This is a genomic window from Actinacidiphila alni (assembly GCF_900112845.1).
Lineage (GTDB): Bacteria > Actinomycetota > Actinomycetes > Streptomycetales > Streptomycetaceae > Actinacidiphila > Actinacidiphila alni.
Genome location: NZ_FONG01000003.1, coordinates 175,962 through 200,270 on the forward strand (window position 1 = coordinate 175,962; position 24,309 = coordinate 200,270).

29 protein-coding genes and 1 pseudogene are annotated in these 24,309 nt (G+C 72.1%); 11 read left to right on the forward strand and 19 right to left on the reverse strand.

Annotation, left to right across the window (positions count from 1 at the left end; all coding sequences use genetic code 11):
- Positions 1 to 121 precede the first annotated feature (121 nt).
- Both BM076_RS06395 and BM076_RS06400 read right to left on the reverse strand, forming a co-directional pair.
- Positions 122 to 1,345 (reverse strand): sensor histidine kinase, encoded by a 1,224-nt coding sequence (locus BM076_RS06395; RefSeq protein WP_245795785.1) that lies wholly within the window; start codon positions 1,343 to 1,345, stop codon positions 122 to 124.
- The gene (locus tag BM076_RS06400) at positions 1,336 to 1,656 is read right to left on the reverse strand and encodes a winged helix-turn-helix domain-containing protein (protein WP_245795786.1); all 321 of its coding nucleotides are present in this window, start codon (positions 1,654 to 1,656) and stop codon (positions 1,336 to 1,338) included. Before BM076_RS06400 ends, BM076_RS06395 begins: the two co-directional genes overlap by 10 nt.
- A gap of 16 nt (positions 1,657 to 1,672) precedes the next feature.
- Between BM076_RS06400 and BM076_RS06405 the strand changes: the two genes are divergently transcribed.
- Positions 1,673 to 2,164: an FtsX-like permease family protein gene (locus tag BM076_RS06405; protein ID WP_245795788.1), complete on the forward strand. Its 492-nt coding sequence runs from the start codon at positions 1,673 to 1,675 to the stop codon at positions 2,162 to 2,164.
- Between the two features lie 7 nt (positions 2,165 to 2,171).
- Positions 2,172 to 2,897, forward strand: coding sequence for an ABC transporter ATP-binding protein (locus BM076_RS06410; RefSeq protein WP_093712393.1), 726 nt, complete (start codon positions 2,172 to 2,174; stop codon positions 2,895 to 2,897).
- Between the two features lie 68 nt (positions 2,898 to 2,965).
- Here the strand turns inward: BM076_RS06410 and BM076_RS06415 are convergent, their stop codons facing one another.
- A complete protein-coding gene (locus BM076_RS06415; protein WP_218160056.1) occupies positions 2,966 to 3,538 on the reverse strand; it encodes a TetR/AcrR family transcriptional regulator in 573 nt (190 codons plus the stop codon).
- 111 nt (positions 3,539 to 3,649) lie between these two features.
- On the opposite strand from BM076_RS06415, the gene BM076_RS06420 reads away from it, so the two are divergent.
- Positions 3,650 to 4,606: an NADP-dependent oxidoreductase gene (locus BM076_RS06420; RefSeq protein WP_093712395.1), complete on the forward strand. Its 957-nt coding sequence runs from the start codon at positions 3,650 to 3,652 to the stop codon at positions 4,604 to 4,606.
- Positions 4,607 to 4,652: 46 nt separating this feature from the next.
- Here the strand turns inward: BM076_RS06420 and BM076_RS06425 are convergent, their stop codons facing one another.
- A complete protein-coding gene (locus tag BM076_RS06425) occupies positions 4,653 to 4,895 on the reverse strand; it encodes a winged helix-turn-helix transcriptional regulator (protein WP_407640628.1) in 243 nt (80 codons plus the stop codon).
- A gap of 38 nt (positions 4,896 to 4,933) precedes the next feature.
- Between BM076_RS06425 and BM076_RS06430 the strand changes: the two are divergent.
- A pseudogene (locus tag BM076_RS06430) lies at positions 4,934 to 5,206 on the forward strand (DUF1330 domain-containing protein); the annotation flags it as partial.
- Between the two features lie 242 nt (positions 5,207 to 5,448).
- Here the strand turns inward: BM076_RS06430 and BM076_RS37295 are convergent.
- From BM076_RS37295 to BM076_RS06445, 3 genes are all read right to left on the reverse strand, one after another.
- Complete coding sequence (locus tag BM076_RS37295) at positions 5,449 to 5,754, reverse strand: Rossmann-fold NAD(P)-binding domain-containing protein (protein ID WP_245795790.1); 306 nt, start codon at positions 5,752 to 5,754, stop codon at positions 5,449 to 5,451.
- Between the two features lie 103 nt (positions 5,755 to 5,857).
- Positions 5,858 to 6,481 (reverse strand): hypothetical protein, encoded by a 624-nt coding sequence (locus BM076_RS06440; RefSeq protein ID WP_093712398.1) that lies wholly within the window; start codon positions 6,479 to 6,481, stop codon positions 5,858 to 5,860.
- 148 nt (positions 6,482 to 6,629) lie between these two features.
- The gene (locus BM076_RS06445; protein ID WP_093712399.1) at positions 6,630 to 7,526 is read right to left on the reverse strand and encodes a universal stress protein; all 897 of its coding nucleotides are present in this window, start codon (positions 7,524 to 7,526) and stop codon (positions 6,630 to 6,632) included.
- Positions 7,527 to 7,745: 219 nt separating this feature from the next.
- On the opposite strand from BM076_RS06445, the gene BM076_RS06450 reads away from it, so the two are divergent.
- Both BM076_RS06450 and BM076_RS06455 read left to right on the forward strand, forming a co-directional pair.
- Complete coding sequence (locus tag BM076_RS06450) at positions 7,746 to 8,465, forward strand: response regulator (protein ID WP_093712400.1); 720 nt, start codon at positions 7,746 to 7,748, stop codon at positions 8,463 to 8,465.
- 258 nt (positions 8,466 to 8,723) lie between these two features.
- A complete protein-coding gene (locus BM076_RS06455) occupies positions 8,724 to 9,758 on the forward strand; it encodes an Acg family FMN-binding oxidoreductase (protein ID WP_093712401.1) in 1,035 nt (344 codons plus the stop codon).
- 39 nt (positions 9,759 to 9,797) lie between these two features.
- Here the strand turns inward: BM076_RS06455 and BM076_RS06460 are convergent, their stop codons facing one another.
- From BM076_RS06460 to BM076_RS06470, 3 genes are all read right to left on the reverse strand, one after another.
- Positions 9,798 to 11,537, reverse strand: a complete 1,740-nt coding sequence (locus BM076_RS06460; protein WP_245795792.1) for a sensor histidine kinase — start codon at positions 11,535 to 11,537, stop codon at positions 9,798 to 9,800.
- A 135-nt stretch (positions 11,538 to 11,672) separates the two neighbouring features.
- On the reverse strand, positions 11,673 to 12,164 hold the full coding sequence (locus tag BM076_RS06465; RefSeq protein ID WP_177246351.1) for an FAD-dependent oxidoreductase: 492 nt from the start codon (positions 12,162 to 12,164) through the stop codon (positions 11,673 to 11,675).
- Between the two features lie 276 nt (positions 12,165 to 12,440).
- Positions 12,441 to 12,959, reverse strand: coding sequence for an MmyB family transcriptional regulator (locus BM076_RS06470; protein WP_177246368.1), 519 nt, complete (start codon positions 12,957 to 12,959; stop codon positions 12,441 to 12,443).
- On the opposite strand from BM076_RS06470, the gene BM076_RS06475 reads away from it, so the two are divergent.
- Positions 12,869 to 13,810, forward strand: coding sequence for an aldo/keto reductase (locus BM076_RS06475; RefSeq protein ID WP_177246343.1), 942 nt, complete (start codon positions 12,869 to 12,871; stop codon positions 13,808 to 13,810). The genes BM076_RS06470 and BM076_RS06475 overlap by 91 nt on opposite strands.
- A 39-nt stretch (positions 13,811 to 13,849) precedes the next feature.
- On the opposite strand, the gene BM076_RS06480 is transcribed toward BM076_RS06475, so the two are convergent.
- On the reverse strand, positions 13,850 to 14,479 hold the full coding sequence (locus BM076_RS06480) for a TetR/AcrR family transcriptional regulator (RefSeq protein WP_093712404.1): 630 nt from the start codon (positions 14,477 to 14,479) through the stop codon (positions 13,850 to 13,852).
- An 83-nt stretch (positions 14,480 to 14,562) separates the two neighbouring features.
- Between BM076_RS06480 and BM076_RS06485 the strand changes: the two genes are divergently transcribed.
- Positions 14,563 to 15,522, forward strand: coding sequence for a ketopantoate reductase family protein (locus tag BM076_RS06485; protein WP_093712405.1), 960 nt, complete (start codon positions 14,563 to 14,565; stop codon positions 15,520 to 15,522).
- Here the strand turns inward: BM076_RS06485 and BM076_RS06490 are convergent.
- From BM076_RS06490 to BM076_RS06510, 5 genes are all read right to left on the reverse strand, one after another.
- The gene (locus BM076_RS06490) at positions 15,507 to 15,965 is read right to left on the reverse strand and encodes a lamin tail domain-containing protein (protein ID WP_093712406.1); all 459 of its coding nucleotides are present in this window, start codon (positions 15,963 to 15,965) and stop codon (positions 15,507 to 15,509) included. The genes BM076_RS06485 and BM076_RS06490 overlap by 16 nt on opposite strands.
- A gap of 224 nt (positions 15,966 to 16,189) precedes the next feature.
- Complete coding sequence (locus BM076_RS38155; RefSeq protein ID WP_177246352.1) at positions 16,190 to 17,188, reverse strand: trypsin-like serine protease; 999 nt, start codon at positions 17,186 to 17,188, stop codon at positions 16,190 to 16,192.
- Between the two features lie 385 nt (positions 17,189 to 17,573).
- Positions 17,574 to 17,996, reverse strand: coding sequence for a Fur family transcriptional regulator (locus tag BM076_RS06500; protein ID WP_093712407.1), 423 nt, complete (start codon positions 17,994 to 17,996; stop codon positions 17,574 to 17,576).
- 58 nt (positions 17,997 to 18,054) lie between these two features.
- Complete coding sequence (locus BM076_RS06505) at positions 18,055 to 18,354, reverse strand: ArsR/SmtB family transcription factor (protein WP_093712662.1); 300 nt, start codon at positions 18,352 to 18,354, stop codon at positions 18,055 to 18,057.
- A 319-nt stretch (positions 18,355 to 18,673) separates the two neighbouring features.
- Positions 18,674 to 20,167 (reverse strand): MFS transporter, encoded by a 1,494-nt coding sequence (locus BM076_RS06510; protein ID WP_093712408.1) that lies wholly within the window; start codon positions 20,165 to 20,167, stop codon positions 18,674 to 18,676.
- A gap of 127 nt (positions 20,168 to 20,294) precedes the next feature.
- Between BM076_RS06510 and BM076_RS06515 the strand changes: the two genes are divergently transcribed.
- Positions 20,295 to 21,050, forward strand: a complete 756-nt coding sequence (locus tag BM076_RS06515; RefSeq protein WP_093712409.1) for a TetR/AcrR family transcriptional regulator — start codon at positions 20,295 to 20,297, stop codon at positions 21,048 to 21,050.
- On the opposite strand, the gene rpsR is transcribed toward BM076_RS06515, so the two are convergent.
- The 3 genes from rpsR to BM076_RS06530 form a co-directional block, all read right to left on the reverse strand.
- Positions 21,004 to 21,240 (reverse strand): 30S ribosomal protein S18, encoded by a 237-nt coding sequence (gene rpsR / locus BM076_RS06520; protein WP_093712410.1) that lies wholly within the window; start codon positions 21,238 to 21,240, stop codon positions 21,004 to 21,006. The genes BM076_RS06515 and rpsR overlap by 47 nt on opposite strands.
- A gap of 120 nt (positions 21,241 to 21,360) precedes the next feature.
- Positions 21,361 to 21,531 carry a 50S ribosomal protein L32 gene (gene rpmF, locus BM076_RS06525; protein ID WP_093712411.1) on the reverse strand — a complete coding sequence of 57 codons (171 nt, stop codon included), beginning with the start codon at positions 21,529 to 21,531 and terminating at the stop codon, positions 21,361 to 21,363.
- Positions 21,532 to 21,575: 44 nt separating this feature from the next.
- A complete protein-coding gene (locus tag BM076_RS06530; protein ID WP_093712412.1) occupies positions 21,576 to 22,754 on the reverse strand; it encodes a choice-of-anchor M domain-containing protein in 1,179 nt (392 codons plus the stop codon).
- A 227-nt stretch (positions 22,755 to 22,981) separates the two neighbouring features.
- Between BM076_RS06530 and BM076_RS06535 the strand changes: the two genes are divergently transcribed.
- The gene (locus tag BM076_RS06535) at positions 22,982 to 23,638 is read left to right on the forward strand and encodes a choice-of-anchor M domain-containing protein (protein ID WP_093712413.1); all 657 of its coding nucleotides are present in this window, start codon (positions 22,982 to 22,984) and stop codon (positions 23,636 to 23,638) included.
- 11 nt (positions 23,639 to 23,649) lie between these two features.
- On the forward strand, positions 23,650 to 24,300 hold the full coding sequence (locus tag BM076_RS06540) for a choice-of-anchor M domain-containing protein (RefSeq protein WP_093712414.1): 651 nt from the start codon (positions 23,650 to 23,652) through the stop codon (positions 24,298 to 24,300).
- The last annotated feature ends 9 nt before the right edge of the window (positions 24,301 to 24,309 follow it).

Below are 24,309 nucleotides of genomic sequence, written 5' to 3' on the forward strand. Positions count from 1 at the left end.
GGGCGCGTACGGCCGGTCCGTACGGGCGGTCCGTACGGTCGGTGCTCAGTCCCCGTACATGTCGTCGGAGTCCGGCACCGCTGACGTGGAGCAGCCTGGCCTGCGGGCAAGGAGAACGGCCTCAGCGGAAGCGCAGGCGGACGACGAGCCCGCCACCGGGACCGGGGGCGGCCGTCAGGGTCACGTCGTGGGCGGCGGCGATGGAGGCCGCGATGGACAGGCCGAGGCCGTGGCCCTCGTCGCCGGTCCGGTCGGGGGCCAGGCGCCGGAAGGGCTCGAACAGATCCGGGATCCGGTTGGCGGGCACCCGCGGCCCGGTGTTGGTCACCGTGACGGTGCGGTCCTCGCACCGCACGTCGACCCGGCCGCTCCGGTGGTTGTACTGGACGGCGTTGCGCACCAGGTTGGTGAGCAACTGCCGCAGCAGGACGGGGTCGCCGGGCACGGTCAGCGGGGCGTCGGCCGCGATCCGTACGTCCACGCCCGCACGTGCTGCCCGTTGGGCGGTCTCGGCGGCGACGAGTCCGGCCACGGCGGTCAGGTCGACGCTCTCCGTACGCTCCAGGCCGCGGTCGCTGCGGGCGAGCAGCAAAAGAGCGTCGATCAGCAGCTCGGCCTCGCGATTGGTGGTCAGCAGATCGTCGCGGACCTCGGCGAGGTGCTCGGGCAGCGGACCGGCGAGGCCGACCTGGACGGTGGCGCGCTGCGCCGCCAGCGGGGTCTTCAGCTCGTGCGAGGCGTTGGCGATGAAGCGCCGCCGGCTGTCGAACGACTTCTCCAGCCGGTCGAGCATCGCGTCGAAGGTGTCGGCGAGCCGGTGGAGTTCGTCGTCCGGTCCGGTGAGCGCCAGGCGCTGGTGCAGATTCTGCTCGCTGATCCGGCGCGCGGCCTCGGTCATCCCGGTGACCGGGCGCAGCGTCCGCCCGGCCAGCCACCAGCCGACCAGACCGGCGAGCAGCGCCATCAGCAGCAGGCCGACCGACGACCACAGGACCATCTGACGCAGCGCGGTGTCCTGCACGGCCCGCACCGTCTCGTCGATCTTGCTGATCTCGATGCTCCGGGGGAGCGCGCCGGGCGAGGCGGGGCCGCCCACCGCGGGCCGTACGGTCGCGAAGGGCCCGACCGGGCCGGTGGGTGTGTCGGCGTACTTCACCGCGAGCCCCTGGACCTGCCGGGCGGTCCCGTCCCGGGCCAGCAGGACCACGAAGGCCAGCAGCGCGAGCCCGGAGAGCAGAAACAGCGCGGAGATCGAGGCGGCGAGGCGGGCCCGCAGTGGCAGCCGGCCGGTGAGACGGGCCCGCAGCGGCGGGCGGCCGGCGGGCCTGCGGGGCCTCAGTCGCACAGCCGGTAGCCCCGTCCCGTGTCGGCGCTGATCAGACCGGGATCGCCGAGCTTGCCCCGCAGCCGGCTGACGGTGGCGCGGACCGCGCTGGTGCGCGGATCGAGATTCTCGTCCCACAGGGTGCGCACGATCACGTCGTGCGGCACCGGCGCCCCGCCGGCCTCCAGCAGCAGGTGGAGGACGGCGAATTCCTTCGGCGTCAGATCGAGGAGCCGCCCCTCGACGGTCGCCTCGTGCCGCGCCTGGTCCAAGGTGACGCCGCCGTGCCGCAGTACGGGGGAGGAGGACACCGCGGGCGTACGGCGGCTCAACGCGCGGACCCTCGCGATGTGGCTGATCGGCCTCGCCGGCGCCGCCGTCCTCGCCCTGCTGATCAATCTCGCCGTCAAGCAGCGGCGCAGGGAGTACGGCGTCCTGCTGGCCATGGGCGAGAAGCGGGGCAGGGTCATCGGCCAGCAGGCGCTGGAGATCATCGTGGTCGCGGCGCTGGCGATCGTCCTGGGCTCACTGTTCGCGCCGGCCCTGACCCAGCACACCGGTCAGTCGCTGCTCGGCAAGGAGGCCGGTTCCGCCCGGCACAAGCTCGACTCCTGGAAGCCGCCCGCACCCGGCAGTACGGGCCTCGGCGAAGGCATCGACCAGGACGACAAGCCGGTGGAGAACGCCGATCCCACCGACCGCATCACCGTGACGCTCGCCCCCTCCGACCTGATCACCGTCGGCGCCGTCGGCCTCGGCATCGGTCTGCTCGCCACCGCGATCCCCGCGGCCTCGGTGCTGCGCCTCAGCCCCCGCACCATCCTCACGAAGGGCAAGTGATCCCGCCATGGCCCGCGCCACCGACACCCCCGACACCACCACCGACGCCGCCGTGCTGCGACTGCGCCGCGTCAGCCACACGTACACCGGCCGGCGCCGCAGGACCACCGTCCTGAAGGACATCGACTACGCCTTAGAACGCGGCACGCTCTACGCGATCCTGGGCCCGTCGGGCTCCGGCAAGACCACCCTTCTCAGCCTGGCCAGCGGTCTGGACACACCCACCAGCGGCACCGTCAGCTTCGACGGCCGGGACCTGAAGGAACTGGGCCTCGGCCGCTACCGCAACAAGCACGCCGCCACCGTCTTCCAGCAGTACAACCTGCTGACCTACATGACCGCCCTGCAGAACGTCACCTGTGCCATGGAGATCACCGGCACCAGGCCCACGTCCGGCAGCCGCCGGGCCCGGGCTCTCCACCTGCTCGAGCAGTTCGGCATCGACAGGGCGATGGCCACCCGCAACGTGCTGCGCCTGTCCGGCGGCCAGCAGCAGCGGGTCGCCATCGTCCGGGCGATCGCCTGCGACGTGGACATCCTCTTCGCGGACGAACCCACCGGCAGCCTCGACGAGGACACCGCACAGGGCATCATCGACACCTTCCGTGCCCTCGCCCACGACGAGGGCACCTGCGTGGTCGTCGTCACCCACTCCCAGGCGCTGGCCGCCCGGTCCGACCGCACCCTGGTCCTGCGCAAGGGGCGGCTGACGGAACAGCCGAAGACCCGCTGACCGGCCCGTTGCCCGCTCGGCCTGCGGGCGGCCGGGAAGGAGCGGACGGGCACCGGCGCCCGTAGCCGTCACGCGGGGCGGGCGGTGGGGCGGAGGCCGTCCATCAGGAGGTCAAGCAGGCGGGCGGCCTGGGCCTCCCGTTCGGGGCGGGGCATCACGGTGTAGATGCCGATGAGGGAGGCGGCGATGTCCTCCGCGAGGACGTCGGAGCGGAGGTCGCCCGCCGCGCGGCCGGCGTCGAGGATCGTGGTGATGGCCGCGAGCAGTTCGGTACGGGTCCGCGCGTGGGCGATCTCGCCCGACTCGATCATCGCGAGCAGGGTGTCGAGCATCCCGTTCTTGGTCGCGATCCAGTCGCCGAACAGGTCCATCCAGCGCCGCATCGCGGCGGCCGGCGGCAGGTCGCCGAGCAGTTCCCGGGCGCCGGCCGTCAGCCGTACGACCTGGCCCCGGTAGACCGCGTCGACCAGCGACTCGCGGCTCGGGAAGTGCCGGTAGAGCGTGGCGATGCCGACCCCGGCCTCGCGGGCGATCGCCCGCATCGACGGCTCGGCGTCGGCGTCGGCGGACGCGAAGACGCGGGTCGCCACCGTGAGCAGTTGGTCGCGGTTGCGGGCCGCGTCCGCGCGCGGCGCGCGGATCTCCCCCTCGGTCAAAACGGATCACGCTCCGGTTGTGTGTTACGGTCGTTCCGGTAAACGGAGCATAGTCCGTTTCCGTGCTTTCCCTCGACCCCAAGGAGACCGGCGTCCATGCAGCAGCACAGCGATCAGCAGCCGACCGACACGGGCAGGGCGGTCCGGCTCGACACCTTCGGCGGCCCCGGCGTCCTGGACGTCCGCGAGATCCCCGCTCCGCAGGCCGGTCCCGGGCAGCTCCGCGTACGGGTCGCCGCGGCCGGTCTGAACCCGATGGACTGGATCATGACCGCCGACGCGGACACCGCCGCCAGGTTCGGCCTGAGCCTCCCGGCCGGATTCGGCACCGACTACGCGGGAGTGGTCGACCAGGTCGGCGACGGTGTGACCGGCTTCGCCGTCGGCGACCGGGTGTTCGGAGGCGCCCTGTCCCGCGCGGTCGCCGACTTCGTGGTGGTCGACCCGGCCGGGTCGACCGCGGCCAACGAGGCCCATCACACCCCCGACGACGTCGACGACCGTACGGCGGCCACCCTCACGATCGCCGGCCGTACGGCATCCGCCGCCCTCGCCGTGATCGCCCCGGGCCCGGACGACACCGTACTGATCGGTGGCGCGGCGGGCGGGGTCGGCGTCTTCGCCGTCCAACTGGCCAGGATCGCCGGGGCCCGCGTGATCGGCACCGGATCGGCGACGTCGGCCGACTTCCTCCGCGATCTCGGCGCTGAGCCCGTCACCTACGGGGACGGCCTCGTCGAGCGCGTCCGGGCCCTCGCCCCGGACGGTGTCACCGCCGCCCTCGACCTCCACGGCACGGACACCGTGACCGCCGCCCGCGCACTCGGCGTCCCGGACGACCGCATCTGCGCCATCGCCGCGCAGATCGACGGCATCACGTCCGCGAACGGCGCGAACGCCGTCCCCGGCGCCCTGGAGGACATCGCCCGCCTGGTCGCCACGGACCGGCTCCGCGTGCCCGTCGCGGCGACCTTCCCCATCGACCGCATCCGCTCCGCCGCCGAACTCCAGGCCGCCCGCCACGTCCACGGCAAGGTCGTCATCGACCTCTGAAGCGCGTCGGCGAGCGCGTCGCCCTCGCGGGACCGCCGACGTGCCGTCAACTCTCCGCGTCCCCTGCCTGCTCGTCTCCCGCCGTTTCGGTGCGCATCTCCTCCGCCCACCGCCGGCTCCAGGCGGTCAGCGGCCCGAGCGCGCCCATGAGATCCTCGCCGAGCCGGGTGAGGTGATAGGCGTCGTCGTGCAGGGTGAGCACGCGTGCGCCGGTCAGTTCACCCAGCCGGGTACTGAGGACGCTCGACGACATAAGCTCACAGCGGCGCTGCAACTCCCGGAAGCCCACGGGGCTTTGACTCAGCTCCCACAGGATGCGCAGCGTCCAGCGCCTACCGCGCCGTCTCCGACCCCGAGAAGCTCGCCGCCTACAACAAGCTGGCCGGCCCCGCCGTCCGCGCCGCGGGCGGCCGCACCATCGTCCGCGGCGGCCGCACCGTCGCCCACGACTCCGGAATCGCCGAGCGCACTGTCCTGGTCGAGTTCGACACCTTCGAGCAGGCCGTGGCCGCCCACGAGAGCGCCCCCTACCAGGAGGCCCTCGCCGCCCTCTCCGACGGCGTCGAACGCGACTTCCGCATCGTCGAAGGCATCGACTGACCGCCGGGCCGACGCTCGTGCCGGGGCTTGGCCGAGATCGCCGTCACTGGGTACGGACCTGCCGCGGCTCGGCCCCGTGCCGTCAACCTGCCGGGAAATAGTGGCCGTTGTCCAGGTCGGCGAGCAGGCCGGGGCGGGTAAGGTGCCGATGGCCTCGGCGACGTCGCGGATGTGCACGGCGTTCCACAGGTTCGTGCCGTCGCCGGGGTAGCCGACGTAGCCCTTCTCCTTCGCGAGCGCGATCAGTTGCACCAGGAAACCGGCGCGACGGTCGTACTGTGCGCGATGTTGGCGATGCGCACGACCCAGGACCGCACTCCCCGGTCGGCGAGGCCGATGACGGTGGTTTCCACGACGTTCCTGACCCGCAAGGCGCCCTGATACGCGGCGCCGCCGGGAAGGGCCGGGTCGTCCTCGGTGACCGGGCGGCCCAGATCGCCGGGTGAGCCGATGCTCCCCGCCGCGACCAGCGGCTTCCCCGTGCCCGCCAGCGCCTCGCCGTACGCGAGCATGATCGGGAGTTCCGCGGCGGCCCCGCCGCCGCGCACCGCGACTGAGCGACCCGGCCGACAGCGGCGCCGATTACCGGCACGCGTTCGGGGCACCGCTGTGGTGGCGGTGCCCCGGGGGTGGTCTGGCGGTTCGTTGGGGTTACTTGAGCCAGGGGTTGTGGGCGACGAGGGGGATGCGGTTCCAGAGGCGGCCGAGGCCCCAGGTGGTGCCGGCGGCGGTGAGGGCGAAGGCGATCATCGCGAGGGCGTAGAGGAGGTGGTAGTCCATGAAGGGGTTGGAGGACATGCTGGGTTCGCCGGTGGTCAGGTGCTGGGCGGGGGGCCATTCGGCGGCCCACATCATGGCCATGAGGATGGTGCCGGCGGCGGCGGTGAGGCGCAGGGCGATGCCGCTCATCAGGGCGACGCCGATGCCGAGGAGGGCGAGCATGAACAGCCAGTCGGTCCAGCCTTTGCCGGCGATGTCGTGGAAGAAGGTCTGGAGGGGGCCGGCGGAGACGCCGGACAGGAAGCCTTTGGTGGGGGAGCCGCCGTCGGTCCAGCCTTTGCCGGAGGCGGTGGCGTAGTGCCAGCCGAAGGTCTTGTCGAGGAAGGCCCACAGGAAGATGAAGCCGGTGGCGATCCGCAGGACGGCCAGGGACTTGGCGGCTGCCCCGGCGGTGGTGGTGGCCGTGGTGGCGTCGTGGTGGTCGGTGGCGGGCGTCTTGAGCCAGGCAGGGAGGTGGATTCCCGTGTGCTGCCGGGTGGTGGGGTGGACGGCCATGACGGCTCCCTGGTGGGTGGTGTGTCGTTCGGTGACGTGATGACTGTCCCGCGGGGCGGGTGGGTGGCGCTGGGGGCCTGCGGCCCGTATCCGCGGGGCCGACCGGCCCTTCCTCCGGGCCCGCCAGGACCCGCGACCGCACGGCGGCCTACGGCTCCGGCACCGGTACGACGGCCACCGGGCAGTGCGCGTGGTGCAGCAACGCCTCGGTGACCGGACCGAGTTGAATGCCCGGCCGGTGGGCCCGCCGATGAGCGGCGATCACCACGAGCTGGGCGCCGGACGTCGCCGCGATGAGGGCACGGCAGGGCGTGGAACGGACCGACCGCGTCTCCACGGCAAGATGCGGGAAGTGCCGGCGCAGCGGCGCGACGAAGCCGCGCGGCAACTCCGCGGCGGCCGACGCCTGGCGGGCGACGGCCTCGCGCACAGGCTCATGCACGGGCTCATGCACGGCCTCGCCCACGTGCTCGCGCACCGGCTCGGCGGCGGGAGCGCCAGGGGAGGGCGGCACCGCCTCCCGGTAGGTCCAGGCGTGCAGCACCTCAAGCCCGGTGCCGCGCAACTCCGCCTCCTCGAAGGCGAAAAGAGCCGCGTCCAGGTCACCGTCGCTCTCCAGCCCGAGCAGGACCGGGCCCGTACCGCGCCCCCTGGCGGCGTCCCGCGGGTCCGTACCGCGTACGACGAGCAGCGGCGCTCGGGTGCGGGCCGCCACCCGGCGGCTCACCGACCGCATCAGCAGGGCGGCGACACCGCCGATCCCCCTGCTGCCGACCACGACGAGGCCGGCGTCCCGGCCCCGGTCGACCAGCACATCGGCGGGATCGCCGACCGCGGGCCACAGCCGTACCGTCAGCCCGGGGTGGCGCACGGCCATCCGCTCCTGGGCGGCCCGCAGCACGGGACCGGGTTCGTCGAGACCTCCGACGCACGTGATCACTTCGAGGGATCCGGCACGGCGTCCGGCCTCCGCGGCCGCGGCGTCCAGCGCCGCGAAGGACACCGGTGAACCGTCCACCCCGACGACTACTCGTTGCGTGCTCATGCTCGCCTCCGTCCGGCGACGGGTGCTCCCGTACGCCCGTATTCAGGTCCTCCCGCCGATCCTTCGACCGCCCCCGTCCGCCGGCCAGGGCCCTTCGTGCCCCCGCGCGAGGACACCCGCGGTCCACCCATGGGGCCGTTCGGCCCTAGTGCGTACGGGACGTACGGGCCATGATCGAAGACCTGGGACCGCATGCGACGGGGCGAGGGAACGGCGGAGATGACCGAAGCACGAGAGTTCTCGGCACAGGCACCGATCAGGGTGTTCCTGCTCGACGACCACGAGGTCGTACGGCGCGGTGTGCACGATCTGCTGGACGCGGAGCCGGACATCGAAGTGGTCGGTGAGGCGGCGACCGCGGCGCAGGCCGAGGCGCGGGGTCCGGCGCTGCGGCCGGATGTGGCGGTGCTGGACGTACGGCTGCCGGACGGTGACGGGATCACGGTCTGCCGTGAGCTGCGGTCGCGGATGCCGGGACTGGCCTGTCTGATGCTGACGTCGTTCGATGACGACGATGCGCTGCTGGACGCGATCATGGCCGGTGCGGCGGGTTATGTGCTGAAGCAGATCAAGGGTTCGGACCTGGTCGCGGCGGTGCGTACGGTGGCCTCGGGTCAGTCGATGCTCGACCCGGCGACCACGGCGCGGCTGATGAGCAGCCTGCGCGGGGCGGGCGAGGCCGACGCGACCGCGCAGCCGGAGGCCCAGGCGCTCGCCTCGCTGTCGCCGCGTGAGCGGGAGATCCTCGTGCTGGTCGGCGAGGGCCTGACCAATGGGCAGATCGGCAAGCGGCTGTTCCTGTCGGAGAAGACGGTCAAGAACAACGTGTCGCGGCTGCTGGCCAAGCTGGGCGTGGAACGCCGTATCCAGGCGGCCGTCATCGCCACCCAGGGGACCGCACAGCACGGCGACACCGGCCACGGCCAAAGCCACCGCTGACCGCTCCCCGGACCGTGGAGCCTCGGCCGTGGAGCCCCGACCGTGCAGCACCGCCCATGGGCACCGACCGTCCGGGGCCGCCGCCCGGTAAGGGCCGCCCAGGTCCCGCCAGGCGCGGCCGGCTCCGTGGAGCGCGCGCCGACCATGACCGACCAGGGCCGACCGGCCCCGTACGGGGAACGACCGGCCCCTCCCGTCGGCCGTCCCGCGCCGCGAACCTGGGGAAAGACAGCGGCCGGCGGCCGGGAGGAGAAGGACATGCGGACCACAGCGCTGGACGCGGCGACCCTGGAGAAACTCGTCTCCGCGGCCATTGCGGCGCCCTCGATCCACAACACCCAGCCGTGGCGGTTCCGGCTCGACCCGCTCACCACCACCGTCGAGGTGCGCGCGGCCACCGAGCGGGCGCTGCGCACCACCGACCCGCTGGCCCGCGCGCTGCACCTGTCGGTGGGCGCCGCGGTCTTCAACCTGCGCGTCGCCGTCGCCCACTTCGGCTGGGAGCCGGTGCCGCGGCTGCTGCCCGACCCGGCCGAGCCCGGCCTGCTGGCGTCCGTACGGCTGGCGGGACCGGTGCCGGGCGACCGGTCACCCGGCGGCCCGGACGAGCACCACCCGGCCCACCGTCCGCCCCACCGGCCCGAGCTGTACGACGTGCTGTGGCGCCGGCACAGCAGCCGCCTCCCCTTCTCCGACCGGCCGCTCCCCGCCGACGTGCTCGCCGAGCTGACCGAGGCCGCGCACGCCGAGGGCGCCCGGCTGACGCTGCCCGACGCACTCGCCACGGAACGGCTGATGGAGCTGACCGCCGAGGCCGAACGGCGCAGCGTCGGCGACCCGGCCCGCCGGCAGGAGAGCCGCCGCTGGATCCGCGAGGGCGCTCCGGACGGCATGCCCGGCCGGGTCCTCGGGCCGCAGGACGTGACCGGCCGGGTGCCGCTGCGGGACTTCTCCGCGCTGCGGCCCGAGCACTACCGGCCCGCCGTCGCCTTCGAGCGGAATCCGGTGATCGCGGTGCTGTCCACCGCGCACGACCGCCGCGCGGACTGGCTGCGCGCCGGCCAGGCACTGGAACACGTCCTGCTGGTCGCCACCGCGCACGGCGCCCGTACCTCGCTCCTCCACCAGGCCCTGGAATGGCCGGACTTGAGGTGGGTGCTGCGCGACCCGCGGGACCGTATGGAGCACGTCCAGATGCTGATCCGGCTCGGCTACGGCCCCGACGGCCCGGCGAGCCCGCGCCGTCCCGCGGCCCAGGTCACGGACGAGGCCCGCGGCACCGCCGCCACCTGAACCGTCCCGGCCTGAACCGTACCGGCGCGCCCGTACGGCTCAGGCGGGCGGCCCGGCCGACGGCGGCGTGGCGGGGACGCGCCACGTCAGCCGGGTGCCGCCGGGCGCGCTCTCGGTGACGGTCAGTGTGCCGCCGTGCCGCTCGGCGCGTTCCGCGAGATTGCGCAGCCCGCTGCGGCGGCCGTCACCGGACGGAATGCCGACGCCGTCGTCGTCGACGGTGACCGTCAGGGTGCCGCCGCCGACCGCCAGGGAGACTTCCGCGCTGCCGGCACGGGCGTGCCGGGCGATGTTGGAGAGGGCCTCGACCAGGACGGCGACGGTGTCCTCGGCGACATCCGCCGGGACATCGGTGTCGATCAATCCCTCCATGCGCACGGCCGGCGTGAAGCCGAGCGTACGGGCGGCGTCCGCGACGGCCGTGGACGCCCGGACCCGCAGGCTCTGGGCGGCGCGGCCGGGATCGTGGGACCGCAGACCGAAGATCGTGGACCGGATGATCTTGATGGTCTCGTCCAGGTCGTCCACCGCCCGCAGCAGCCGTTCGCTGGCTTCGGGCCGCTGGACGAAGCGGACGGTGCTCTGGAGCGTCATGCCGGTGGCGAACAGCCGCTGGATGGCCAGGTCGTGCAGGTCGCGGGCGATCCGGTCGCGGTCCTCCAGCAGTGCGAGCTGCTCGGCGCCGCGGCGCTGCTCGGCCAGTTCCAGGGCGAGGGCGGCCTGCGCGGCGAAGGTGAGCAGCGGAGCGGACTCGGCGTCGGTGAACGGCGGCGAGCCGTCCTCACGGGCCAGCAGCAGCACGCCCCGGACGGTGGCGTCGGTGACCATCGGCACCGCGACCGCGGGACCGAGCGCGTCCCAGCGTGGTGGGCCCGCCGTGACACGGGGATCCTTGGCGATCTCGGTGGTGGTGATCGGGTGGCCCGCGGTCATCGCGGCGCCCATGAAGGTGCCCTCGCGCGGCAGGACCAGGCCGCGGTGCCGGTCCGCGTCGGTACCCAGCGCGATCATCACCTGAAGGTCCCCCGCGCCGGAGCCGGTGAGCGCGACGACGCCGAGATCGGCGTCCAGGATGCTCCGGCCGTGCTCGACGATCAGCTCCAGCACATCGCGTTCGTCGGCGCCCGACAGCAGGGAGCTGACGACCTCCGCGTTGGCGGCCATCCAGCGCTGGCCCTCGCGGGCGGCCTTGTACAGCCGGGCGTTCTCCACCGCGACACCGGCGGCGACGGCGAGTGTGGACAGCAGTGTCTCGTCCTCGCCGTCGAATTCCCGGCCGCCCCGCTTCTGCGTGAGGTAGAGATTGCCGAAGACCTCGTCACGGACCCGGATCGGCACACCGAGGAAGGAGTGCATCGGCGGGTGGTTGGCGGGGAAGCCGTACGACGCCGGGTGCTCCGACAACTCCGCCAGTCGCAGCGGCTGCGGGTGCCGGATCAGTTCGCCCAGGATGCCGTGCCCCGACGGCAGCGGCCCGATCGCCTTGACCTGCTCCTCGCTGACGCCGACGGTCAGGAATTCCGACAGCCGCGCGTCCTCGCCGATCACGCCGAGCGCGCCGTACTCGGCGTCCACCAGCACCACCGCGGTCTCCACGATCCGCCGCAGCACCTGCGCGAGGTCCAGCTCCCGGCCCACCGAGAGCACCGCCTCCAGCAGGCTGTGCACCCGGTCCTGCGTGCCCCGTACGGCGTCGATCCGCACCTGCAACTCGTCCAGCAGCTCGTCGAGTTGCAGCCTGGGCAGGGCGCGCTCCGCCCCGTCGCCGTCCTCACTCACCGGAAACCACCGGAAATCACCGGACCTCCACCACGACCCCGCCGCCACGCCGGCCCGTGCATGAGCCTGTGGCATCCACCGTATCGGTATGCCGCGCGCGTCGCCCATCGGTTCGGGGCAATCCCCGTCCTGCCGTCAGCCGGCCAGGCTGCCCGACTCCGTCCTGAGCAGGTAGCCGCTCACCGCCGCCACCAGCCGCTCCACCGCCGCGTGCGCCTGCGGCCCCTCGGCCACAGGCGCGCCGACGGCTCCGACGGCTCCGACGGTGAACACATTGGGCGCGGTCCCGGACACCGGCACCCCGGGCCGCGCGCCGGTGGCGACCACCAGGACGTCGTAGCCGAGCGTGGTCCCGTCGCCCAGGCAGACCTCCTGCCGGGCCGGGTCGACGGCACCGATCTCCGCGCACCGGAAATCGATGCCCGCGCGCAGCCGCCGGTCCTCCGGCGGGAGCAGGGCGTGCGGTCCCATCACCCCGATGGCGACGAGGAGTTCGACCTCCGGGTCGCGGTGGTCGTCCCTGTCGACCACGACGATCCGGACGTCGTCGTCGAAGTGCCGGCGCAGCCTGTTGGCCGCCAGCGTTCCGGTGCTGCCGTTCCCCAGGATCACGATGCGTCTGTTCATGCCTCCACGGTCGCGCCGGAACCGCACCGCCCCCATGGGCCGACCGGCCCACGGCGGCGGGTCCCTCGGGCACAACCGCCGACTGCGCACCGGGGCGCGCCACTTGAGACCTCCCGCCGTCGGGCCCGCGACGACCAGGGGCGGCACGGCCGCGGGACCACCGCATCGGCCACTCAGCTGGGGCGGGTGACGAGCCGGGTTCGCATGCGGGCTCCCGGGAGTGGGGTGGGCCGCCGATCCCAGTGCGTGCGTCGAGAGGCGTTCAAGGAACGGATGTTACGGGCGTGGCGCGGGCGGCGGCTCGGACGACTCCCGAGCCGACCGGGACGGTGAAGCCGTCCGGATGGCGAGGAGTTCGAGCCGGTCCTCGGACGCGGTGCCGGGCTCCGCGGTGTAGGTGATCAGCTCGTGCACGGCCCGGCCCGGCCGGGGGAGTTCGAGGGACTGGAAGGTCAGTTCCAGCCGGCCGACGTCGGGATGCCGGAGCAGCTTGACACCGTCGTGGTGGATCAGCACGTCGTGCGCGGCCCAGTGCCCGCGGAACTCCGGGCTGAGCGTGGACAGTTCGCCGACGAGTTCGCGCAGCGCCCGGTCGTCGGGCTCGCGCCCCACCTCGGCGCGCAGCAGGGCGGCGGTGGCGGCGCAGGCGGCGTCCCGGTCGACGAAGAAGTCGTGTGCGCCGCGGTCGAGGAACGAGCAAGGCGTTGAACGTACCGTCGGTGGCGCTGGGCACCTGGGCCTGGGGGGACAGCGGCGAGGCGGGCGACGGCTACTTCGGCAGCCGGCTGACCGAATCCGGGCTGCGCGAGGTGGTCGAGAAGGCGCAGGCGAACGGTTTCACCTTGTGGGACACCGCCGTCGCGTACGGCATGGGCCGCTCGGAGAGCGTCCTCGCCCGGGCGCTGTCGGGTTTTGACCGCGGCGAATACCAGCTCTCGACGAAATTCACCCCGCAGATCGCGGGCGACGGCGACGACCCGGTCGCGGACATGCTGGAGCAGAGCCTCGACCGCCTGCGTACGGATTATGTGGACCTCTTCTGGATCCACAATCCCGCCGACGTGGCACGGTGGACGCCGCCCCTGATCCCGCTGCTCAAGAGCGGCACCATCAAGCACGTCGGCGTCTCGAACCACAGCATGGAGGAGATCGCCCTCGCCGACCGGATCCTCGGTGAGGCCGGCTTCCGCGTGGAGGCGGTCCAGAACCACTTCAGTCTGCTGTACCGGCCCTCCGAGCGCACCGGCATCCTCGACCACTGCCGCGACCACGACGTGCGCTTCTTCGCGTACATGGTCCTCGAACAAGGAGCACTGACGGGTACGTACAGCCCGGTACATCCCCTCCCGGATGGGAGCAGCCGGGCGGCCGCGTACAACCGGATCCTGCCCCAACTGCGCACCCTGACGGACCGCACGGCGGCGATCGGCGACGCCCATGGCGCCTCCACCGCCGACATCGCCACCGCCTGGGCCCTCGCCAAGGGGACCACCCCGATCATCGGGATCACGAAGGCGTCCCACATCGACGGCCTGATCCGCGCCCGCGACCTCGACCTCGCCGCCGAGGGGATCGCGGACCTGGAAACACTGGCGGACGCGGCGGACGTCGACACGCGGGGGTGGTGGGAACGGGAAATGCGCTGACCGACCCGGCTCGACCGCTGTCGGCGTCCGGCCGGGGCGTCAGGGCCTGGTCGGTGGGGCGCTCACGGCTGCGGTGAGGAAGGTGAGGGCCCAGTGCCGGGCCGCTTCGCCCGGGGTGGGGGAGTCGCAGCCGGGGGTGGGGTGCTGGTGGACCTGGAGGCGGTCCACCGACGTGACGGCGAGGATTCCGCGCATCCGGAACCACAGCTCCTGCGGGGACAGGCCGGGCAGCGCGCGGGCGAAGGCGGCGAAGTAGCGGTCGCGGACCGTGTCCTCGGCCGGGCCGGTCCAGCCGCGTGCCGCCTCGGCCGGGTCGCTGAGGATCATCACGATCAGCCGGGATCTGCGGGCGCCGCCTTCGTCGCCGCCCGGCAGCGCGTCGAAGAGCGGCCCTGCGAATGCCTCGACCAGCTCGCCGACCGTCGGGTCGGGCGTGCGGGCGAGGAGTGTGTCGAGGCCGGCGCACTGGGCGGCGTTGATGGGCTCGGTCGCGCGGCGGGCGACGGCGCCCATCAGGTCCGCCTTGGAGCCGAAGTGGTAGCCGACGGCGGCCAGATTCGCCCCGGCGAGCTTGGTGATCGCGCGGATCGAGGTGCCGCTGTATCCATGCTCGGCGAAGAGCTGCTCGGCCGCGTCGAGGATCTGGGTGCGGGTGTCCGGGGTCGCCACACAAGGGACTCTACATATGTTTGAATGAAACGAACGTATGATTCAAGCGAACGTATGAAACGAACGCATGGGAGAGGACCGCCATGAAGCTGCTCGTGTACGGGGCCGGGGTGTGCGGCACCCTGATCGCCGCCCGCATGCACGAGGCCGGCCACGACGTCTCGCTCCTCGCCCGGGGCGAGCGCCTGACCGCCCTGCGGCAGCGGGGAGTGCTGCTCGCCGAGGAGGGCGACCCGGCTGTCCGGCGGATACCCGTACCGGTGGTCGAGGAGCCGGACGGCGCGTACGACCTCATCGCCGTCATCGTCCGCACCCACCAGGTGGACGAGGTGCTGGAATCACTCGCCGGTGTCCGGGGCGACGTGCTGTTCATGCTCAACTGGGCGGCCGGCCCGGCGCCGTTGGGCGCGGTGATCGGCCACGAAAGGGTGCTGCTCGGCTTTCCCGCGACCGGCGGCACGATGGACGGCGACGTCGTCCGCTACCGCAAGGCCAATGCCGTCACCCGCCGGGTCGCGATGCCGGTCGGCGAGCCGGACGGCCGCGGCACCCCACGCCTGGAACGGATCGTGGACGCCTTCCGCGCCGCCGGGATCAACGCCAAGGCCGAGCCGCGGATGGACGCCTGGCTCCGGACGCACGCCGCCTTCGAGGTCCCGCTCGGCCAGGCGGTCCACACCGCCGGCGGCCCGGCGGCGCTGGCCGAGTCCCCGGACGCGGTCCGCGCCATGCTCCACCTCATGCGCCGGAATCTCGCCGCCCTGCGAACCCCGCCGGTCCCTCGCGCGTTCGCCGCGCTCCGCGTCCTGCCGACCGTCCTCCTCGTGGCGGTACTCCGCCGCTTCCTCAAGAGCCCGACAGCCGTCCACAGCGGCCTCAGCAACCGCTCACCGGCGACGACGGCCGAACTCGACCGCCTGTCGGAACAACTCCGTTCCCCCGCGGGAGCCGACGGTCCTGGTGCGCCCGGGCCGGCGTCCGGTGGCGCTCCGCCCGGGGACCAGGGGGCGGAGCGCCGGGCGGGGCGTCAGCAGTTCTTGTAGTCGACGCGGGTCGAGTTGTACGAGCAGACGTCCACCTTCGTGCCCGTCGACTTCCGCAGGGTGGCGGTGTCCTTGTCGTTGTTCCACACGTACCAGGACCGGTTCTGGTAGCGGTTCGCGGCGGTGTTGGTGCCCTTGCCGGTGTGGACGGTCACCGTCTTGTGAGCGCCCAGGGTGTAGGCGCCGAAGGTGTAGCGGTGGTTGGAGGCGTCGGTCAGTGTCCAGCCCTTCAGGCTCACGCCCTTCGCGGTGGTGTTGGCTATCTGGACGTACTCCGCGTTGAGACTCGCGTTGGATCCGCGGTCGGTGCCGGGGCTGTCGTAGTAGATCTTCGCCAGGTGCACGGATCCGGTGGCGGCACTGGCGTGGGCCGGCGCGAGAACGACGGCGGTTGCGGCGGCCACCGCGACGGCGGCGGCAGCGGTCAGACGTGTACGGCTCATGAGCATCCCTTGAACGAGGCCGGGCACCCCCCTTTGTCGGGCCCGGCGGATCCGTATTTCATCAGACAACACGGCATACTCGTGGGGGTTTTGCGCGACCCGGACAGATCGTCACCACCGCGCGGCGCGCTGTCCGGGTCGGGCAGGGTCCCGGCGCCGAGCCCATTCGGTGGCGGCCGCGGACCGGCGGTGCCTTTCGGACGGGGCTCAGGTGCCTCGGTGGATCAGCAGGTGCCTTCGTCCTGCCAGACGCCCCACTCTCCGGTGGTGCCGGGCTCCTCGTTCTGCGTCCACCACTTGGCCTTCCACTTGTGGCTGTTGTGGGCGACCTCGTTGCCGCTCACGTAGACCGTCGAAGCGGTCCACTGTGCCACCGTGCAGGTGCCGCCGGGCGGAGTGGTGGGTGGGGTCGTCGGCGGGGTGGTGGGCGGCGTCGTGGGCGGTGTGCCCGGGTCGGTCAGGCCGCCGACCGTCTGGTCGATCCACTGCCGTACTCCGCCCTTCTCCGTGGTGTCGGCGTAGATCGACGGCGCGGCGCCGCAGTCGGTGTTCTCGGTGCCCCAGCCATTGCCCACGCCGACGAGGATCCACTCGCCCTGGTCCGTCTTCTGCAGCATGGGACCGCCCGAGTCGCCGTAGCAGGCTCCCGCATTACCGGGGTTGCCGACGCAGATCTCGGTGTCGCCGTGTGTGATCGCCGGGCACTTGGAGTCGTCGACGACGGTCGTGTCGAGTTCCTTCGCCTTGATCGTGGTGTCGCCGCAGCCCACGAGCGGGCACTCCTGCCCGAACCCGACGATCCGGGTCGCGGTGCCCGCCGCCGGCGATGTCCGCGCGATCGCGACCGGCTGGACATTCGTCACCGGGGTGCTGAGGTGCAGCAGCGCCACATCGGCGTTCCCGCCGGTGAAGAAGACCCGGCGATCCGTCGCCGTTTCCGCCACCGGAGCGCTCCGGTCGGTGCCGATGGTCACGCCCTCGGTGCGCCATGTGCAGTGCGACGCGGTGAGCAGCCAGTCCGGTGCGATCAGAACGACGGTGCAAGCGTTCCAGAATCCGACCGGGTATTCCTGAGTGGTCTGCTGGCCGCCGACGATCATCGGCGAGTTCGCGTCCGGTGACGGCGCGGGCGCCGCCGTGGCGGCGCCCGACAAGGTCACCAGCCCCGCCGCGGCGACCAGCACGGCGAGCCACACGGCCACCAGCTTGGAGATTCTCTTCATGCACACTCCTCAGCTCAGAACATTGCATGGGCATGACATGCGGCGGTCTCGATGCCCGCCGTGCGTCGGTGGCGCTCCGTGCAGTCGCTTTGCGTCGGTCGTCCAGGGCCTGGCAGGGGGTGCCGTACGGACAGGGAACGACAGAGGGCTGGTGAAATGGATAACCCCTCGTCAGGTGCGCGTCAATGGTCTGTACCAGACTTAGGACTAGACCAATCCTGCGGCGGGCCGGGCTGTGCGGCGCGCCGCGCGGCCCAGGTTCGCGGCGCCGACGCCCCGTTGACCACGGTCGGATTCGCGCCGGCGGAGGGTGGAGATCCCGGTCATGGCGTGGCCGACCACCGCAGGCGCGCGGTGAGAGAGTGCCGTGAAGAGCGCCTCGCGGTCAGCGACCGCGGGCGGACGTCGTGGCGCAGGCCGCGCAGATTCCGAAGATCTCGATGCTGTGCGAGATGTCGACGAAGCCGTGCTCGGCGGCGACGGACGCCGTCCACTTCTCGACGGCCGGTCCGTCGACCTCGACGGTCCTGCCGCAGTCGCGGCACACCAGATGGTGGTGGTGGCCCTTCGAGCAGCGCCGGTACACCGACTCGCCGTCGTCGGCGCGCAATACGTCGAGTTCGCCCGCGGCGGCCATCGACTGCAAGGTTCGGTAGACGGTGGTCAATCCGACGGAATCGCCGCGGAGTTTGAGAATGTCATGCAGTTCCTGGGCGCTGCGGAACTCCTCGGTCTGCGCCAATGCGGCTTCCACGGCTGTGCGCTGCCGTGTCGACCGACTCCGGCCCGGCTGTCCTGCGACGTTCATCAAGCTCCTCCGTGCCGTGCGGCCGGTGCGGGCCGCGCCCCGGGCCTGCGGCTGCCGCTCACTCCTGCGTGTGGCGGATCGCGCTCAGCACGATCTCCGCGACATGGTCGTCCGCCAGCGAGTAGGTGATCTCCCTGGCCGTGCGGTGCGAGACCACGATCCGCGAATTGCGGAGGATCCGAAGGTGCTGGGACACCAGGGGCTGGGTCACGCCCAGCGCTGCGACCAATTCGGAGACCCGGCGGTCCCCGTCGGCCAGTTCCCTGACGATGCCCATGCGTACCGGTGAGGCAAGTGCCCGCAGTAGTTCTGTGGCGGCTTGCAGATCAGGTGCCGGGGCGTCGTCCCGGGAGATCATCACATGCAGACCGTACCATATGAGAATCAATCTCATCTGGCTGTCGGTCGGCGTCGGCCCTCCGCCCCCTTCCGTTCCGCGGCTCCGCGCGCCGGAGATCGCCCGTGTCTGGAATTCCCGGATTGCCATATGAGAATATAGTGACCTCTGCATGTATGATCTTCCGGCGGGGCTGGTCGTCTTCTCTGCGCGGACGGCCGGCGGAGCTCCCCTTGGGAAGGTTGCTCACCCGTCCGTGGGGCGGCCGGGGTTGGTGACCGAGGCCGCTCCACGGTTGACCCCGGGGGAGTCCGTGGCAGATGCCGGCCGTGCGTGCCGTTCAGCTGCTCTTGCCGACCGCGTTCACCGCGTCCGCCGCGCGCGTGCGGCCGACGGGGGTGAAGAGCGCGGCCAGGACGGCGGCGGCGAGGACGAGCAGCGCGGTGACCTGGAATGCCCGGTCGTAGCCATGCACGATCGCCTGCAGCGAGCCGCCGTGGCCGGCGCCGTCGGCCGCGGAGACCGCGACGGTGGACAGAGCGGCCAGGCCGATGCTTCCGCCGCACTGCCGGCTGGTGTTGAGCAGTCCGCTGACGAGTCCGGCTTCGTGATGGGCCACACCGGACGTGCCCATGGTCGTGTTCGACACCATGCAGGCGCCGATGCCGATCGAGGCCAGCACGGAGGGCAGCAGGAATCCGGACAGGAACGTCGAGTCGGCGTGCAGACGGCTGAAGAGCAGCATCCCGACCGCGCCGAGCACGAGGCCGCCGGAGATCGTGACGCGGTTGCCGAAGCGCGCCGCGATGGTGCTGCTGAAGCGGGCGCCGACGACGATGCCGAAGCAGAACGGCAGGAACGCGGCACCGGCCTTGATCGGGCTGTAGTGCAGCACGTCCTGGAGGAACAGCGAGGCGAAGTAGAACCCGGCGACGGTGGCGGCGCCGATGAACACGACCACGGCGTTGGCGACCCAGACGGTGCGGACGGTGAAGATGTTCAGCCGCACCAGTGGCTCACGGGTGCCCCACTGCTCCCATGCGACGAAGGCGGCGCCGAGCACGGCGGCGCCAACGAGGCCGACGACGGTGCCCGTTGAGGTCCAGCTGTGATCGCCGGCCTGCACCATGGCGTAGACGAGCAAGGTGATACCGGCCGTACCCAGGATCGCCCCCGGTACGTCGAGACGCCGGCGGGCCAGGGCCCGGGTCTCGTGGATGCTCCGCCAGGCCAGTGGCGCGGTGACGGCCACGATGGGCACATTCACGAAAAGCACCCAGCGCCAGTCGAGCAGGTCGGTGAGCAGTCCGCCCAGCAGTACACCGAGCGCGCTGCCGCCGGCGGCGACCATCGCCCAGATGCCGACGGCCCGGTTGCGTACCGGTCCTTCGGGGAAAGTCACCATGATCACGGTCAGGCTCACCGGTGCCAGTACGGCGCCGGCCAGGCCCTGTCCCGCGCGGGCCGCGATCAATTCGCCGGGGCTCTGCGCCAGTCCGCCGAGCACGGAGGCGAGCGCGAACAGCCCGAGGCCGGCCAGCATCGCGCGGCGATGGCCGATCAGGTCCGCGATCCGGCCGCCGAGGAGCAGGAGTCCGCCGAAAACGAGCGTGTAGGCGTTCACGACCCACGACAACGACCCTTGCGAGAAGCCGAGATCCGTGGCGATCGACGGCAGCGCGACATTCACGACGCTGATGTCGAGCACCACCATGGCCTGGCACAGGCATACCGTCGCCAGCACCAGTCCGGCGTGCGGCGGAGCCGCGGCCGGAGCCGGGCCGTCGGTGACTGCCCGCCCCGGCCGACCCTCCGCGGACTGCGAGTCCCTCATCGAACCTCCACGTGGTCGGTACGAACGTCCGATCCGTACGCCCGATGCGTACGCTGTTCGCGTAAGGTAACCCTAACTTGAAAGGGATGTCGATATACGCGGCTGCGTCGGATGGCACCATGGGCGAATGCGACCTGCCGTGACCGCCGCTTCCGTGCCCGCCGCCGATCATGACGGCGAGCAGGAGACAGGCAGGTACGGGCGGCGCCGGGTGCGGCCGGGGCTCACCCCGGCGGCGATCGTCACAGCCGGCCGACGGCTCATTGAGCGCGAGGGCCTGGAAGCGCTGACGATGCGGGCGGTCGCCGCCGAACTCAACACCGCACCCGCGTCGTTGTACCGGCACGTCGCCGACCGGGACGCGCTCCTGCTGGCGATCCTGGAGCAGATCGCCGAGGGCCTCCCGGTGGAGGTGCCCGGCCGCACTCCCCGGACGCGGCTGCGGCGCCGTTGGCTGGCGGCGCACACCTATATGGCCGACCACGTATGGGTGCTGCACATTCTCATCCGCGGCGAGATGGTCGCCGAGACCGCTTTCCGGTTCACCGATGCCTGCCTGGCCGACTTCCTCGCCGCCGGGCTGTCGCCTGCCAAGGCGATGCGCGCCTTCTACGGCTGCTGGCACCTGACCATCGGTGAACTGCTCGACGGCCACCCGCTGAAGCCACCCCGAGAGCCCAGCCAGCGGCAGCGGGCCGTGGCCCGGGTCGACCCCGAGCAGCTTCCCGCACTGGCGCGGGTGACCGCGGCGCTGCCACCGCGCGAGCACCGCCGGGACGACTTTCCGGGCGTCCTCGACACCCTGCTGTCAGGATTTCTCGCCGAGGCCCGGACGCCTACCGTGAAGAGTAGGGGAGCAGGGCCATCTCGCGGGCGTTCTTGATCGCCCGCGCGACCTGCCGCTGCTGTTGCGCGCTGATCCGGGTGACGCGGCGGCTGCGGATCTTGCCGCGGTCGGAGATGAACTTGCGCAGCAAGTCGGTGTCCTTGTAGTCGATGTACTCGATCTTGGCGACGTCCAGGGGATTCGGGCGGGGCTTGGGCGTCCTGCGGGGGTCGGACCGTCGGGCCATGGGATTTCCTCGGGTGGTGGGGGACGGCGATTCGGCCGTCCTGGGGAAGTTCGGGTGACCGCGTCGGGCGGTGTTGAGCAGGTGGCGGAAGCCGCCGGCAAGACGGGTCGGACGGGCCGTTCAGCCCTTCGGGTCGAGCAGCCCGCGCTCGTACGCCTTGGCGAGGCGGCGGGGGAGCAGATACGCGACCCCGTCGATCGTGACGGGGACCAACTGCGGCGCGGCGGCCTTCCATTGGGCACGCCGGTGCCGGGTGTTGCTGCGGGACATCTTCCGTTTGGGAACAGCCATGACGGTCCTTCGGTGCGGAGGGGTGAGGTGGATGGGGGTGTGGACTACGCGCGGTGGCGGAGCCGCCGCCTGGTCGCGACGACCGCTCCGGCGCCGACGGCGGTCAGCGCGGCGCCCGTTGCGGCCAGGGGGAGGACCGCGGAGGAGCCCGTACTCGCGAGCGCTCCGGTTCCGGTGTTCTGCGGGGTCTGCCCGCTCGCGGGATTGCCGGCGGGCGTGAGGACGGAGGCGGGGGAGGGGGAGGGGGACGGGGACGGTGAGGCGTCCGCGCCGCCGTCGGCGCTCCTGGCCGGGCCGGTGGGTGACGTCGGCGGCGGGGGCGGGGCCGTGGAGTTCGAGGGGCGGGGACTCCCGGTCGTGCTGGGCGTGGGGGAGGTGGTCGTGGGGTCGGGTGTCGGGGACGTGGTGGTCGGGTCGGGCGTCGGCCCGTCACCGGGAAGGGTGATCGTGGAGGTGTCCACGTCGCCCACGGCGAAGGTGTAGACGGCGCTGTCGCTCACCGGACCGCCGTCGACGAGATCGGCGGACCAGGTGAACTTCAGCCGGTACACGCCGGGTTTCGTGAACGCCCAGTTGGCGTGCTGGTGGGTGAAGGTCGGGACGGTGTACGAGGCGGGCAGCCCCGCTCGTCCGTCGATGACCATGTCGGGTTCCCCGAAGGGCGACCACTCCCACAGCACGACGTCGCCGGGGCCGTCCACGTCCTCAAGCGTCAGCTTCATGTCGCCCCGGACGTTGTCCGAGGTGAAGGACTGGGTGCTCCAGCCGGCCCAGATGACGGCCGGGTCCTGGGTCTGGGGGATGGTCCAGACCGTGCTGCCGGGGTCGCCGAGGAAGAAGAATCCCGGGGTGTCGTCGGAGATCGGGACGGCGCCGGCCTGGGTCAGGTGCAGGATCACCGATCCCGGGGTCCGCCACACCGGCGCCAGCGCGTCGCGGTCGTCGAGCAGCAGCGTACGGAAGGTGCCGGAGACCATCCGGGGGGATATCGCGTCGACATGCCCGACGTCGATGACGGTGCGGTCGGCGACGACCGGTGCTTCGGTGGCGGCCGGCGCCGCGTGCGCCGACGGGGCGGCCGGGGCCGAGGAGGCGGCCGGGCCTGACGGAGCGTCAGCCGCCCATGTCACGGGGGCGACCAGGAAGCCGGCGGCGGTCAGTGCGGCGGTCGAGGCCGCGACGGCCAGGCGTGGCCCGCGGCTCGGTCGCACGGCGTTGCCCATGGGAAGTCCTTTGCTCGGTGGGCGGCGGGAGGCCGTCACCGTATACGAATATGGAAGCCATTTTCAATAACTTGGCCACCCCATGGCTTGCGTCACCCCGGCGTCGCGGTGCGAAGGCCGCGTAACCCGACCTTTCCGGCAATGCTCCGCGCGCTCTTGCTTATCGAAAATGAAAACGGTTATCGTCCCGACGTCGGAGCTCACCCGAGCACCGGAAGGGAGTTACTGTGCGTCACTCTTCGCTGCGGGTCCTCACCGGAGCCGCCGCCATGACGGCCGTCCTGATAGCCGCAGGCCCCGCCCGCGCCGCCTGCCCGATCGTCCTCGACCACGGCCATGTCGACGTCGTCGGCCTGTCCTACGAGGACGACACGCTGGAGATCGCGGTCCACGACGAGAGCGGGGCCGAGGAGGTGGAACACGCCCCGGAGGACGTGGTGCTGCGCGCGCTGCCCGCGTCCCGTACGACCGTTCCCGCCGGCTCCGCCTACTCCTTCCTCGGCGCGGCGGGCGCCCCGGTGTGGATCCTCCCCGAGGTGCAGAACCCCGACCTGCTGTGGGCCGGGTTCGGCGCGGAGGAGCTGGAGCCGGGGATCTTCCAGGACGACGCGGTAAACGTGAAGTTCCTGTCGCTGTCCGGCCCCGGCCGGGTGGCGGTCTACACCGACGACGTCTTCGGCGACCCGGAGACCGTCCTGGTCAACAGCGCCGACGGCCTGCCCGACACCGTCGGTCTGCACGCCGGTGACCACACGCACGCCAACTGGGCGTTCTCCAAGGCCGGCACGTACACGCTCCGCGTCCAGGCCGGCGGGCAGCTCGCCTCCGACGGACACACCGTGCGGTCGCGCACGGTCACCTACACCTTCGAGGTCAAGAAGTGAGGAACACCGCCATGCGCCGTCGCGCCCGACTCGTCGGTCCCGTCGCCCTCGCCGCCGCGCTGCTCGCCGCCGTGGCCGCACCCGCCCAGGCCGCACCGGTCACCTTGTCCAGCGGCCATGTCGACGTCCTGGACGTGGACTACGCGAGCGGCGCCATCACGCTCGACCTGCTGGACTCCACCACGACCACCAGCATCGACCGTGATCCCGCCGACGTCACACTGAGCGTGCCGGTGGCCGCCAAGCACACCAACGTCCCCACCACACCCGCCTGGTCCTTCCTCGGGACCAACGGCACGGCGTGGATCCTCCCGCAGAGCCAGACCTCCGGCCTGCTGTGGGCCGGCTGGAACGCCACCGACGTACCGGCCGGGATCTTCCAGAACGACACGCTGACCTTCCAGCTCACCTCCGTGACGGCCCCGGCCGGTTTCAGCGTCTACACCGCGGCGGGCAGCACGCCCACCAAGCTCTTCGACAGCGGCGACGGCCTGCCCGACTCCTTGTCGGTCACCGCCGGCGCCCACACCCACGCCAACTGGGGCTTCGACGCGGCCGGTACGTACAAGGTGACGTTCAACGTCAGCGGCGTGCTCGCCGCCACCGGCCAGACCATCAGCACCGGACCGAAGACCTACACCTTCCAGGTGCTGAACAGCTAGACCGCCGGC